Here is a 12,933-nt window from a genome sequence, read left to right as displayed (position 1 = left end):
CATGGAATACGTAGCGGTTATCCTGCCCTCCCTGGTGGTGGGCCTGCTGTTCTGGTTCGCCATGAAGGCAATCTTCAACGCGGACAAGGCCGAGCGCCAGGCGGAGGCCCGTGCGCAGGCTGAGGCGGATTCCCTGCCGGTGCAGCCCACGGACCGCCCGGGCCCCGAATCCAAATAGATAAACCCCCTTCTTTCCGGTTTTATCCCCAAGGAACCAATAGGCGCTTTGACGCGTTGCCAAGATAAGAGTCATAATTTTTTTGGGAAACATCCTGCTTTTCTGAAAACCCAAGAGGAAGACCTTTAATGGCACAGAAAGTAAACATCATCCTCGTTGATGATCTGGATGGGGGATCCGCAGACGAGAATGTTAAGTTCGGCCTCGATGGGGTCAACTACGAGATTGACCTGTCGGCAGCCAATGCCGCTGAACTTCGGTCTTCACTGGAGAGGTTCATCAACGCTGCACGCAAGGCTTCCGGAGGCCGCACCGCCCAGCGGGCGAAGGCTCCGGCCGGTGGCCGCAGCCACGATTCGGCGCAAATCCGGCAATGGGCCCGGGATAACGGCTACACCGTTAACAGCCGCGGCCGAATTCAGGCTGAAATCCAGGAAGCCTACCAAAAGGCAAATTCCTAGGTACGCGCGTGGCCTGACTAAAAAGCCCTGCTTCCCACCTTCGGGAGGCAGGGCTTTTTGGCTGGGTGCAGGTATTTAGCGGCGCGGGCGTAATTACCCCCGCGCCGCAGCCGGGGATTCACCGCTGTGCGATTCACGGCGCAGCAGGCTGCCGGCAGCAAACTGCTCGGCGACATAGAACACGAAAGGCGGAATATCGCCTGTTTTCGCCAGTACCACTCCACACCCGGCACTGGCGAGGGCCAGCGCTGCCGCCTCCTTTTTCCGGTGCGGCAAGGTTGCCAGGGTGCCGGACAGGGACCCGAGCGCGAGCACATGCAGCCACGCATAGGCGTGGAACGGCCACGCCGGGAAGCGGCGCGCCGCGAAACGCTCCAGGTCCGACGCACGCATTGCAAGTTCGGACACAAATAACGGCGCCCCGGCGGCAAGTGCGACGGCGGCTGTGCCGGCGAGTGCCCTGCTCCTTCCGGGCGGGAGGGCCAGGGCCAGCCGGGCAAACGCCGCGGGCATGGCAGCCGTCCCCGCCGCCGCCACATGCTGTCCCGCAACCCACCAGCGCTGCCCCTTCCGGAGCATGTCCAGCCGCCGCGCAGCGTCGGGCTCCAGGTAGACCCCCGGCACCGGGCTGATGCCGGCCAGCCAAACCGCGCCGGCCGCGAGGACAACCCCCGCCGGGCGCCTGACGCGTTCCAGGTCCACCTGCGACATGTTCCCGCCCTCCCCGCTGATTCACGCTGCCCATGTTGCTCCCGCTGGAGCGGCCAGGGCCGCCGTTAGGGCCAAGAATGGCCCATCACCCGGTGCGGGACAAGGGCTTCTTGGAGGGCTCCTTTGCCCGCTGCTGCCCGGCGGCCGAAGTCCGTGGAAGGGGGCGCGGCAATATTCCCGGAAGACCCATGTTTCCCCTGTGGCGAACACGCTCCACAACTTCGGACCGGCCACGTAGCATCAAAGTACGTCGTAGCTAGGAGTGTGGCGAAATGTTTGAGCGATTTACGGACCGTGCCCGTCGCGTAGTTGTGCTTGCCCAAGAAGAGGCACGCATGCTGAACCACAATTACATCGGTACCGAACACATCCTCTTGGGTCTGATCCATGAGGGTGAGGGCGTTGCCGCCAAAGCTCTTGAGTCCTTGAGCATTTCGCTCGACGGCGTGCGCGAGCAGGTGCAGGAGATCATCGGGCAGGGCCAGCAGGCCCCCTCCGGCCACATCCCCTTCACCCCCCGCGCCAAGAAGGTGCTGGAGCTCTCGCTGCGCGAAGCCCTGCAGCTGGGCCACAACTACATCGGCACGGAGCACATCCTGCTTGGCCTGATCCGCGAGGGTGAAGGCGTCGCCGCCCAGGTGCTGGTCAAGCTCGGCGCCGACCTCAACCGGGTCCGCCAGCAGGTCATCCAGCTCCTCTCCGGCTACCAGGGCAAGGAAACCACCGGCGCAGGCGTCGGCGGCGGACAGCCCGAAGGCGCACCCGCCGGTTCCGTGGTCCTGGACCAGTTCGGCCGCAACCTGACCCAGGCTGCGCGCGAGAACAAGCTGGACCCGGTCATCGGCCGCGAGCAGGAAATGGAACGCGTCATGCAGGTCCTTTCCCGCCGCACCAAGAACAACCCGGTCCTCATCGGTGAGCCCGGCGTCGGCAAGACGGCCGTCGTCGAAGGCCTGGCCCAGGCGATTGTCCGCGGCGACGTTCCGGAGACCATCCGGGACAAGCAGCTGTACACCCTGGACCTCGGTTCCCTGGTGGCAGGTTCCCGTTACCGCGGTGACTTTGAAGAGCGCCTCAAGAAGGTCCTCAAGGAGATCCGCACGCGCGGCGACATCATCCTGTTCATCGATGAGATCCACACGCTGGTGGGTGCCGGTGCCGCCGAAGGCGCCATCGACGCAGCCTCGATCCTGAAGCCCATGCTGGCCCGCGGCGAGCTGCAGACCATCGGCGCCACCACTCTGGATGAGTACCGCAAGCACATCGAGAAGGATGCCGCCCTGGAGCGCCGCTTCCAGCCGATCCAGGTCAAGGAACCCTCCGTGGCGCACGCCATTGAGATCCTCAAGGGCCTGCGCGACCGCTACGAGGCGCACCACCGGGTCACCATCACCGACGGCGCCCTGGCCTCCGCTGCAAGCCTTGCCGAGCGCTACATCTCGGACCGCTTCCTGCCGGACAAGGCGATCGACCTGATCGACGAAGCCGGCGCCCGGCTGCGCATCCGCCGCATGACCGCTCCGCCGGAGCTCAAGGCCATGGACGAGCGCATCGCCAAGCTGAAGATGGAGAAGGAATCCGCCATCGACGCGCAGGACTTCGAAGGCGCCGCTTCGCTCCGCGACAAGGAACAGAAGATGATTTCCGAGCGCGCGGAGAAGGAACGCCACTGGAAGTCCGGCGGCATGGACGACATCTCCGAGGTGGATGAGGATCTCATCGCCGAGGTGCTGGCCAACTCCACCGGCATCCCCGTCTTCAAGCTGACCGAGGAAGAGTCCTCGCGGCTGCTCAAGATGGAAGACGAACTGCACAAGCGCGTGGTGGGCCAGGACGAGGCCATCAAGGCACTGTCCCAGGCCATCCGCCGTACCCGTGCAGGGCTCAAGGACCCCAAGCGCCCCGGTGGCTCGTTCATCTTCGCCGGCCCCACCGGCGTCGGCAAGACCGAGCTCGCAAAGGCACTCGCGGAGTTCCTGTTCGGTGAAGAGGACGCCCTCATCACCCTGGACATGTCCGAGTACTCCGAGAAGCACACCGTCTCGCGGCTCTTCGGTGCCCCTCCGGGCTACGTCGGCTACGAAGAGGGTGGCCAGCTGACCGAGAAGGTCCGCCGCCGTCCGTTCTCCGTGGTGCTGTTCGACGAAGTGGAAAAGGCCCACGCGGACCTCTTCAACTCGCTGCTGCAGATCCTGGAAGACGGCCGCCTGACTGACTCCCAGGGCCGCGTGGTGGACTTCAAGAACACCGTGATCATCATGACCACCAACCTGGGTACCCGGGACATCTCCAAGAGCGTTGCCACCGGCTTCCAGTCCGGCACCGACACGCAGACCGGCTACAACCGCATGCGTGCCCGTGTGACGGAGGAGCTCAAGCAGCACTTCCGTCCCGAGTTCCTGAACCGTGTTGACGACGTCGTGGTGTTCCCGCAGCTGACCCAGGACGAGATCATCGAGATCGTGGACCTGTTCGTCACCCGCCTGGAGAAGCGCCTCAAGGACAAGGACATGGGCATCGAGCTCACCAAGGCCGCAAAGGTGCTCCTCGCAACCCGCGGCTACGATCCCGCCATGGGTGCCCGGCCGCTGCGCCGCACCATCCAGCGCGAGATCGAGGACCAGCTCTCCGAGAAGATCCTCTTCGGCGAGATCCACCCCGGCGACATCGTCGTGGTGGATGTCGAAGGCGAAGGCGACGACGCGAAGTTCACCTTCGCCGGCAACGCCAAGCCGCGCATCCCGGAGATCGCCCCGAGCGTCTAGTTTCCACAGCCAAAGCCCCGCCACTCCGCAAGGAGCGGCGGGGCTTCCGCTTGTTAACCACCCCTCCGCCGGCTGGGTCCGGCGCTTTCATCTCTGGCTGGGTCCGGCGCCGGGGCCGGAGCGAACCCAGCCACGGAAAACGCACCCGGGCGCGCAGCCGGGCAGTGCGTGGCGGCTGTGCTCCAGGACACAAAACGTGTTGAATCGGGGGCATGGCTAACTTGGAACCGGCGATCCCGGATGAGCAACCACTGACCCCTTTCCACGACCTCGACCACTACCTGTCCATCCCGCGGGTAAGCGGCCTGGCCCTGAGCCCGGACGGCTCGCGGCTGGTCACCACCGTCAGCACCCTGAACGGCAAAGGCACCGAGTTCGCCACTGCACTGTGGGAGCTGGACCCGGCCGGGCAGAAGCATGCGCGGCGAATTACGCGCAGTGCCAAGGGCGAAGCCGGTGCCGCTTTCTCGGCCAACGGCGACGTCTACTTCACGTCCGCGCGTCCCGACCCGGACAGCCCCGACGAGGAGCCGGTGAACGCCCTGTGGGTGCTTCCGGCGGACGGCGGGGAAGCCAGGGTGGCCCTCAGCCGGCCCGGCGGCATCAGCAAAGTGCTGACGGCCAGGGGCGCGGACGCAGCGTTCGTGACGGCCGAGGTCCTTGCAGGGTCCATGGACGAGGAAGACGACGCCGACCGGCGCAAGTCGCGCAAGGACCGGAAAGTCTCTGCCATCCTGCACAGCGAATATCCGGTCCGATACTGGGACGCGGATCTGGGGCCGGGCCAGCCGCGGATCTTTGCGGTGGAAGCGGGGGAGGACAAGGCGCCCGGCAAACCGGCAACGGTTGACGCCACCGCCCCGCTGGTCCTGCGTAACCTGACGCCGGACGCCGGGCCCCGGCTGCGGGAAGCGGAGACCGTGGTCAGCCCTGACGGCAAGACCATCTACAGCAGTTACACCAAACCACTGGCCAAGGCGGACAGCAGGTCCGTACTGGTGGCGGTGGATGTGGCATCCGGCGGGCTCAAGGTGCTGTTGGACCAGGAGGGAATGAGCTACTTCCCGGGTCCGGTCAGCCCTGACGGCCGGACCCTGGTGGTGGTCAGCGAAAGCGACTCCACCCCGCAGCAGGCCCCCGACATCAAGATGCACCTCCTGGACGTCTCCGGCGGGGCCGCCGGGAACGCCGCGGGCCTGCAGCCCCTGGCCCACGACTGGGACCGTTGGCCCAAGCCTGCAGCGTGGCTCCCCGATGGCTCTGCCCTCCTGGTCACAGCGGACGATGACGGCGCGTCGCCGGTTTTCCGGGTCAGCATTCCGTCGGCTGCCGCTGAGGTTGGCGTCACCCGGGTGACGCAGGACGCCGCGGCATATTCCGACGTCGTCATTTCTCCAGAGGGGCGGAGCGCGTATGCCCTGCGCAGCTCCTACGAATTTCCGGCCGAAGCCGTCCGGATCGACCTGGCCACAGGGGAAACAACCCGCCTCCCGGCTCCTGCGGAACGTCCCAGCCTCCCGGGGCGGCTGGAACGCATCGCGGCCACCGCGGCCGATGGGTCCCGGGTGCCTGCCTACCTGGCCCTGCCGGAGGGCGCCTCCGCAGGTGAGCCGGCGCCGCTGCTCCTGTGGATCCACGGCGGTCCGCTGGGATCCTGGAACGCCTGGACGTGGCGCTGGAACCCGTGGCTTCTGGCTGCCCGGGGATATGCGGTGCTGCTGCCGGATCCCGCGTTGTCCACGGGATACGGGCAGTCGTACATCCAGCGGGGCTGGGGCTCATGGGGGAAGGCGCCCTTCACCGACCTGATGGCCGTGACCGATGCGGCGGTGGAACGGCCCGATGTCGATGAGTCCCGGACCGCGGCGATGGGCGGCTCCTTTGGCGGGTACATGGCCAACTGGGTTGCAGGCAACACGGACCGGTTCAAGGCAGTTGTCACCCATGCCAGCCTGTGGGCCCTGGACCAGTTCGGGCCCACCACGGACGCCTCCCAGTACTGGCTGAAGGAAATGACCGAGGAGATGGCACTCGAGAACTCGCCGCACCTGCATGCGGAGAACATCGGCACGCCCATGCTGGTGATCCATGGGGACAAGGACTACAGGGTGCCCATCGGCGAGGGCCTGCGGCTTTGGTACGAGCTGCTGTCCAAGTCCCGGCTCGCGGCGGACCAGGACGGGCAGACCCCGCACCGGTTCCTGTACTTCCCGGACGAAAACCACTGGGTCCTCCAGCCGCAGCACGCCAAGGTCTGGTACCAGGTGGTGGAGTGGTTCCTGGCACGGAACGTCCTGGGCAAGGACATCGAACTGCCGGCAGAACTCGGCCTCTAAGCTGTTGGATACTCCGGCTCGGAGGCTGGGGCATTTGCCGCTTGCTGCTCGTTCCTCCCCGCTGGCCCCCTGCCTCGCAAGCTCGGCCGGGGACCCTCACCAGCGTGGGCCCAGCTTTGACGCGAGCTACGCAAATGTCCCAGCCTCCTTCGCCTCGTAGGATAGCTCTGTGACCGACTCCTTCCACATCCGCCCAGCACGCACCAGCGACGTCCCTGCCATCAAGAAGCTGGTGGCGCCCCTGGCAGAGGAGCGCATCCTGATGGCAAAGGAGACGGTGGCGTACTACGAGAGCCTCCAGGAGTTCCGCATTGCCGAGTCCAGCGACGGCGAAATGATCGGCTGTGGCGCCCTGCACGTGATGTGGGAGGACCTTGCGGAAATCCGCACCCTCGCGGCTTCGGGCGAATGGCGCGGCAAAGGGGTGGGGCACGTCCTGGTGGAAAGCCTGCTGGAGGAGGCCCGTGCCCTTGGTGTCTCCCGGGTCTTCTGCCTCACCTTCGAAGTGGACTTCTTCAAGCGCCACGGCTTCGAAGTGATGGCGGACCAGTCGGCGGTGGACCCGGAAGTGTACTCCGAGCTGCTGCGCTCCCATGACGAAGGCGTGGCGGAGTTCCTGGACCTGGCCCGGGTCAAGCCCAACACCCTGGGCAACACCCGGATGATCCGCACCCTCTGACGCTGTTCCGCACCCTTCAAAGCCAACCGCGGGAGCACGGGGGACTGCCGTATTGGCTTTACTCGAATTGATGGATAAACTACTGCAGGCCGGTATGTGGGGGGCCTCAGGAAAGGGACAGTCATTGGGGGCTGTCCCTTTGCTGCGTCCCGGGCCGGCGGTTCCGGGAAGCGGGCGGCAAACCCGGGCAGGAAGAACCTACCGCCACCTGCGATGACGGTAGTAGGGTCGGAAAACACACCCTTCAGGAGCACAGCCAGGAGCAACGCCGTGAAGAAACTCATCAACGATCCAAAATCCGTTGTCCAGGAAGCTGTCCAGGGCTTCGGCATGGCTTACGCCGGACTGGTGACGGTCAGCGAAGACCCCATCTACATCACGCGCAAGGACGCGCCGGTGGCCGGCAAGGTGGGGCTGGTTTCCGGCGGCGGAAGCGGCCACGAGCCGCTGCATGCTGGCTACGTGGGGAAGGGAATGCTCGACGCCGCGGTGCCGGGGGCGGTGTTCACCTCACCCACGCCGGACCAGATCCTTCCCGCCACCCTGGCAGTCGACTCAGGTGCCGGCGTCGTGCACATCGTCAAGAACTACACCGGCGACGTCCTGAATTTTGAGACGGCGGCCGAACTGGCCGAGGCGGAGGGCGTGAGCGTCCGCACCGTCCTGGTCAATGACGACGTCGCCGTGGAGGACTCCCTGTACACGGCCGGCCGCCGCGGGGTGGGCGGCACAGTGCTGGTGGAGAAGATCGCAGGAGCCGCCGCCGAGCGCGGGGACGACCTGGACGCCGTCGCTGCCATCGGCGAACGGGTCAACGCCAATGTCAGGACCATGGGCGTGGCCCTGTCCGCCTGCACCGTGCCCCACGCGGGCACGCCCAGTTTCGACCTCGCAGAGGATGAGATCGAGATCGGCATTGGCATCCACGGCGAGCCGGGCAGGCACCGCATCCCCATGGAAAACGCGGACAGCATCACCAACCGCCTGCTGGAGCCGGTCCTGGCTGATTTGAAGATCAGTTCGGGGGACAGGGTGCTGCTGTTCGTCAACGGCATGGGCGGCACACCGCTGAGCGAGCTGTACATCGTGTACCGGCGGGCCGTGCAGGTGCTCGCCGAAGCAGGTGCCACGGTGGAACGGTCGCTGGTGGGCAACTACATCACGGCCCTGGAGATGCAGGGCTGCTCCATTTCGGTCCTCCGGCTGGACGACGAGCTCACGGAACTGTGGGATGCACCCGTGCACACCGCCGCCCTCCGCTGGGGCGTGTGACCGTGGTCCTGGACGCCAATTGGGCCGTGAAATGGCTGACCCTGTGCGCGCAGGCCATGGCTGAACACCGCGTTGAACTGATCGAACTGGACCGTGCAATCGGGGACTCGGACCACGGCGAGAACATGGACCGCGGCTTCCAGGCCGTCCTGGCCAAGCTGGGCGAATCCACGCCGGAGACGCCCGGGGCGGCGTTGAAGATGACGGCCATGACCCTGATGTCCAAGGTGGGCGGAGCCGCCGGTCCCCTCTACGGCACCGCGTTCCTTCGCGCCGCCACCGCCTTCGGCGACGCGCCCGAGATTGATCCGGCAGGGCTGGCCTCTGCCCTGGAGGCTGCCCGGGACGGGATCGTGGCGCGCGGGAAGGCGGAGAGCGGCGACAAGACCATGGTGGATGCGTGGACGCCGGCAGTTGATGCGGCCCGGGCCGCGGCTGACGGCGACGGCACGGACGTCCTTGGCGTCCTGGTGGCAGCCGCGGAAGCCGCCGAGGCCGGGGCAGTGGCCACCGATCCCCTCATCGCAAGGAAAGGCCGGGCCAGCTACCTTGGCGAACGCAGCGCCGGCCACCGGGACCCCGGCGCTGTGTCCAGTGCGCTGATCCTGCGTGCGGCCGTTGGGGCGGCTGCGTGACCGTAAGCATCGTGGTGGTGTCCCACAGCGAAAAGATCGCCGACGGCGCCGTGGAGCTTGCCGCCCAGATGGCTCCCGACGTGGTGATCCTGCCCGCCGGCGGCACCGACGACGGCAGGATCGGCACCAGCCTGGAGAAGGTGCTGGCAGCCCTTGAACAGGCCGGCGATAAACAGCGCAATGCACAAGAGGCCGGCGCGGAACAGCCCGGAGTGCAGCCCGGCGGGAACGGCACGGTAATCCTGACGGACCTTGGATCAGCGGTGATGACGGCCGAAGCGGCGCTGGAGTTCCTGGAGGATGCCGCCGGCGTCCTGCTCGCCGACGCGCCGCTGGTGGAAGGGCTGGTGGCCGCTGCGGTTGCCGCCCAGGGCGGAGCAGATGTGCAGGCGGTCCGGGCGGCGGCTGAAGCGGCAGGCGGTCCGGCCCGCCGGCCCGAACCCGCACGGGCCGAGGGAGCGGGGCAGGGACCTGTCAGCAGCGCCGCACCGGATTCCACCGGCGACTTTGAACTTGTGAACCAGGCCGGGATGCACGCCCGGCCGGCCGCGAAAGTGGCAGGGGGCCTGGCCTCGCTGGATGCCGAGGTCACCATCAACGGGGTGGATGGCGCGTCCATGACGGGGTTGATGACCCTCGGCGCCGGCAAGGGCACCGTGCTGCACGTGGAAGCGTGGGGGACGGATGCGGAACGGGCAGTGGAGTACGTCGGCGGCCTGGTGCAGGCCGGCTTCGGCGAGCCCTAAGCCCGATGGCGGGTTCCTGCGAATAAGCTCGATGGCATGGAACGGCCGCTTGCAGAGAACCCCCAGGAAATCGAAGTGCTGGACGGCCAAATCTCCGTGGAGGAACTGCTCGCCGAACTCGGCTTCGATTGGAGCGCCCAGCCCGTGGGTGGCGGTCCGGCGGCCGGAACCGCCGAAGGCGAAACCTTCACCCAGCCCGTGCTGTTCTAGTCCGGTGCCGCCCGGTCCAGTTACCGGGATGCAGGCTGCTGGTGCAGTCCGGCGTCGTCCAGGACGACGGACGCAGACAGGACCTTGCCGCATTGTTCACCGAAGGGGTAGGCCACCTGCGGCCTGAATTCCAGGGTGCGTACCGGCAGTGCGGTTCCCTCCGGCGCTGCACCGGACACGGTCACCGTCATGAGCGATTCGGTCAGGGTATCCAGCATCAGCACAGCGGTCTTGGTGCCATCGGGCGAGGCAGTGGCCGAACAGGCGCCCTCGCGGCTGCACCCCGCGTCCACGGAAGTGCTGCCCGGGCGGAGTTCGACGTCGGCCTCCTTGCAGTTGCCGTCCTGGCAGGCGCGGACGTGCAGCGCCGCCACCTTCGGCGAGTAGCGGGCGCTGACGGTGATGGAAACGGCGGTGGCCTGCGCGATCGCGGGGCAGGCGCTGCCGGCAGGCCCGCAGGCGGAGATAAGGGCGGAGATGAGCGCGGTCGTCAATGCCAGGAGCAGTCCGGGCTTGTGCATGCTTTCAGGCTACGTCGGGCGGGCCCGCGCAGGGCCGGATCGGCGTCAATTGGAGGCAGCATTGTTATGCCTCCACGGCCTAACCCAGCGGGAAGATGCCGATGAACCAGAACAGCGCGATGGCAAAGACCGAGAAAAACGCGATCAGGCAGCCCATGGCGGTGCGCGGCTCCGAGGAAACCTGCAGGGATTCGTTGGGGTTCTGCGGGTTGTAGGCCACCTCGATGAGGGCTCCCGGCACAGGCTGCTCCACCCCGGAGATCTCCGACTTGCCCATGAAGAGGGTGCCCTGCGGATCGGTGAACTGGTAGGTGGGGTAGTGGCGGAGGTTCCGGTTGGCGCCGCCCACGCCGCTGGTCCAGCCGGTGGTGCTGCCGGTGACGGTCGCCTGTACCTTGGGCCAGGCCGCCATCTGCTGTTCCTGGCGCCTGGTCCTGCGGGCCGCACGGACCAGCGAAAATATCGCGGCGGCAACGAACAATGCCCACACGATGTACAGAATGGTTTTCATGGCTCCCCCCGGTTCCGGTCACCAAGAAGTATGCCATCCCGGCCTGGCCCTTGAGGGTCCAGCAGGTCAGGCGGGTAGCCGGTAGCCGCCGTCGTGGATCTCGGCGAGGCCGTCCGCCAGCAGTCCCGCCAGCGCCCGCTCCAGCTGCTCGGGGGCGGAGTTGAGCCGGTGCAGCGCGGCGAGGGGCACGCCGATGCCCTCGGCGGTGAACCCAAGGTCGGCGGGCTCGCGCTGGAACATGTCGGCCGGCACGGGAGTTTCCGCCAGCCGCAGCACGGCCAGCACCGCACCGCGGACCTGGCGGTCAGTGCCGTGCCACGCCTGGCCTTTGGGAACGTACGACGGCGGGGGCTCACCCGCGGCGAGCCACGCACAGGAGTCTTTCACCGGGCAGGCAGCGCACTTGGGTGCCCGGGCCGTGCACACCAGCGCCCCCAGTTCCATGACCGCAGCGTTCCAGCGCACGGAGGTTTCGTCGTCGTCCGGCAACAGGGCGGCGGCCAACCGCATCTCCGCAGCGGTCAGTGCAGGCGCGGGGAGCGCGACGCCGGACACCAGGCGGGCGTGCACCCGCCGGATGTTGGTGTCCACCACAGTCTCGCGGCGGCCATATGCGAAGGCGGCCACCGCGGCGGCCGTGTAGCTGCCCACTCCGGGCAAAGCCAGCAGTTCCGTGTAGGTGCCGGGGACATGGCCGCCGTGGTCCTCGACGATTGCTGTGGCTGCGGCGTGCAGGCGAAGGGCACGCCGGGGGTAGCCCAGCCGGCCCCACGAACGGACCGCTTCACCTGCCGGTTCGCCGGCCAGGCCGGCCGGCGTGGGCCACCGCTTGAGCCACTCGTGCCAGACCGGGAGGACCCGGACCACGGGGGTCTGCTGCAGCATGATCTCGCTGACCAGCACACCCCACGGCGAGCAGCCAGGTTCGCGCCAGGGCAGGTCCCGGGCGATTCCGGCGAACCAGGAGTTGATCCGGTGATGGAGCAACTCCAGGTCTGCAGGGCCGGTGGGAGCGACCGCGGCGCGGGCGGCGGTGGAGGTTTCAGTGTCGATGCCAACACTGTAGTGGATAGGTTCGGGCGGGCTGAAAAACAGGGGTGTGACCAGTGCGATGGGCCTGCGGCGGCGTGGTGGCAGTGCAGATCCGGCGGCGTTCCCTAGCCTAGGAGGATGGGCAGGCAAGGCGATTCACCAGCACGCGGCACGGCATCCGGTTCCAGCAGCGTCCGGAAGCCCAGCGCCGCCGTGTACCGCCGCCGCCGCCTGGTTGTTGGCGGCGCGCTCCTGCTGGTGATTGCGCTCGTGATCAGTGGTTTCGCCCTGGCCGGTGCCTTCAAGGGCGGCTCGCAGCAGGCGTCCTCCACGCAGCCGTCTTCCGCCGATCCGGCCACCTCCCAGGCTTCCCCGTCTGCTGCCGCCAGTCCCTCTGCGTCCGCGTCGGCAACCCCGTCCGCCACGCCGTCGCCCACTGCCCCCGCTGCCCCCTCCTGCAACCAGAACCTGGTGACTGTTTCGGCGTCCACTGACAAGCCCGCCTACGGGCCGGGGGAAAACCCGATGCTCACCCTGAAGGTGACCAACGGCGGCACCGTCCCCTGTGAGGTCAACATCGGTACCTCGCAAATGGAATTCCTGGTGACCAGCGGTTCCGACCGGATCTTCTCGTCCAAGGACTGCCAGGCGTCCAGCGAGGACCTGGTGAAGGTGATCGCGCCCGGCGCCAGCGAAACCGCGAACTTTCCATGGAACCGGACCCGCAGTGCCGATGGCTGCAAGGCCGTGGCGGCGGCACCCGGCGGCGGTGGCGCTTACTACATCTTCACCGCCAAGCTTGGCTCGCGGGCCAGTCCAAAGGCCGTCTTCCAGCTGAACTGACGCATCCCGCCGGCATGGTGGGAGCGGGCCGTG

14 protein-coding genes are annotated in these 12,933 nt (G+C 67.2%); 10 read left to right on the top strand and 4 right to left on the bottom strand.

Annotation, left to right across the window (positions count from 1 at the left end; genetic code table 11):
* Nucleotide 1: 1 nt before the first annotated feature.
* The gene (locus tag ACV095_RS19535) at nucleotides 2-178 is read left to right on the top strand and encodes a hypothetical protein (protein WP_018770963.1); all 177 of its coding nucleotides are present in this window, start codon (nucleotides 2-4) and stop codon (nucleotides 176-178) included.
* 128 nt (nucleotides 179-306) lie between these two features.
* On the top strand, nucleotides 307-639 hold the full coding sequence (locus ACV095_RS19530) for a histone-like nucleoid-structuring protein Lsr2 (RefSeq protein WP_018770962.1): 333 nt from the start codon (nucleotides 307-309) through the stop codon (nucleotides 637-639).
* A gap of 93 nt (nucleotides 640-732) precedes the next feature.
* On the opposite strand, the gene ACV095_RS19525 is transcribed toward ACV095_RS19530, so the two are convergent.
* Entirely contained in the window at nucleotides 733-1,350 is a 618-nt protein-coding gene (locus ACV095_RS19525; RefSeq protein WP_478222529.1) for a hypothetical protein, read from the bottom strand.
* 272 nt (nucleotides 1,351-1,622) lie between these two features.
* On the opposite strand from ACV095_RS19525, the gene ACV095_RS19520 reads away from it, so the two are divergent.
* The 7 genes from ACV095_RS19520 to ACV095_RS19490 all read left to right on the top strand — a co-directional run bounded on the left by ACV095_RS19520 (nucleotide 1,623) and on the right by ACV095_RS19490 (nucleotide 9,993).
* A complete protein-coding gene (locus ACV095_RS19520) occupies nucleotides 1,623-4,115 on the top strand; it encodes an ATP-dependent Clp protease ATP-binding subunit (RefSeq protein ID WP_026266017.1) in 2,493 nt (830 codons plus the stop codon).
* A 212-nt stretch (nucleotides 4,116-4,327) separates the two neighbouring features.
* The gene (locus ACV095_RS19515; RefSeq protein ID WP_478222528.1) at nucleotides 4,328-6,451 is read left to right on the top strand and encodes a S9 family peptidase; all 2,124 of its coding nucleotides are present in this window, start codon (nucleotides 4,328-4,330) and stop codon (nucleotides 6,449-6,451) included.
* A 169-nt stretch (nucleotides 6,452-6,620) separates the two neighbouring features.
* Nucleotides 6,621-7,130, top strand: a complete 510-nt coding sequence (locus ACV095_RS19510; protein ID WP_018770958.1) for an amino-acid N-acetyltransferase — start codon at nucleotides 6,621-6,623, stop codon at nucleotides 7,128-7,130.
* Between the two features lie 270 nt (nucleotides 7,131-7,400).
* Nucleotides 7,401-8,402, top strand: coding sequence for a dihydroxyacetone kinase subunit DhaK (dhaK, locus tag ACV095_RS19505; protein WP_223993402.1), 1,002 nt, complete (start codon nucleotides 7,401-7,403; stop codon nucleotides 8,400-8,402).
* Nucleotides 8,403-8,404: 2 nt separating this feature from the next.
* Nucleotides 8,405-9,037, top strand: coding sequence for a dihydroxyacetone kinase subunit DhaL (gene dhaL / locus ACV095_RS19500; RefSeq protein ID WP_026266016.1), 633 nt, complete (start codon nucleotides 8,405-8,407; stop codon nucleotides 9,035-9,037).
* Nucleotides 9,034-9,783: an HPr family phosphocarrier protein gene (locus ACV095_RS19495; protein WP_478222527.1), complete on the top strand. Its 750-nt coding sequence runs from the start codon at nucleotides 9,034-9,036 to the stop codon at nucleotides 9,781-9,783. The genes dhaL and ACV095_RS19495 overlap by 4 nt, the downstream gene beginning before the upstream one ends.
* Nucleotides 9,784-9,819: 36 nt before the next feature.
* The gene (locus ACV095_RS19490) at nucleotides 9,820-9,993 is read left to right on the top strand and encodes a hypothetical protein (RefSeq protein ID WP_018770954.1); all 174 of its coding nucleotides are present in this window, start codon (nucleotides 9,820-9,822) and stop codon (nucleotides 9,991-9,993) included.
* Nucleotides 9,994-10,013: 20 nt separating this feature from the next.
* On the opposite strand, the gene ACV095_RS19485 is transcribed toward ACV095_RS19490, so the two are convergent.
* The 3 genes from ACV095_RS19485 to ACV095_RS19475 all read right to left on the bottom strand — a co-directional run bounded on the left by ACV095_RS19485 (nucleotide 10,014) and on the right by ACV095_RS19475 (nucleotide 12,018).
* Nucleotides 10,014-10,514, bottom strand: coding sequence for a hypothetical protein (locus ACV095_RS19485; RefSeq protein ID WP_478222526.1), 501 nt, complete (start codon nucleotides 10,512-10,514; stop codon nucleotides 10,014-10,016).
* Nucleotides 10,515-10,593: 79 nt separating this feature from the next.
* Nucleotides 10,594-11,025 carry a DUF3592 domain-containing protein gene (locus tag ACV095_RS19480; RefSeq protein WP_478222525.1) on the bottom strand — a complete coding sequence of 144 codons (432 nt, stop codon included), beginning with the start codon at nucleotides 11,023-11,025 and terminating at the stop codon, nucleotides 10,594-10,596.
* A 66-nt stretch (nucleotides 11,026-11,091) separates the two neighbouring features.
* Complete coding sequence (locus ACV095_RS19475; RefSeq protein ID WP_043425267.1) at nucleotides 11,092-12,018, bottom strand: HhH-GPD family protein; 927 nt, start codon at nucleotides 12,016-12,018, stop codon at nucleotides 11,092-11,094.
* Nucleotides 12,019-12,195: 177 nt separating this feature from the next.
* On the opposite strand from ACV095_RS19475, the gene ACV095_RS19470 reads away from it, so the two are divergent.
* Nucleotides 12,196-12,900 (top strand): hypothetical protein, encoded by a 705-nt coding sequence (locus tag ACV095_RS19470; protein WP_478222524.1) that lies wholly within the window; start codon nucleotides 12,196-12,198, stop codon nucleotides 12,898-12,900.
* Nucleotides 12,901-12,933 lie beyond the last annotated feature (33 nt).

This window comes from Arthrobacter sp. JDC6 (assembly GCF_056484025.1).
The sequence above is the reverse complement of the archived record's forward strand: the minus strand, read 5'-3'. Positions and strand labels throughout refer to the sequence as shown.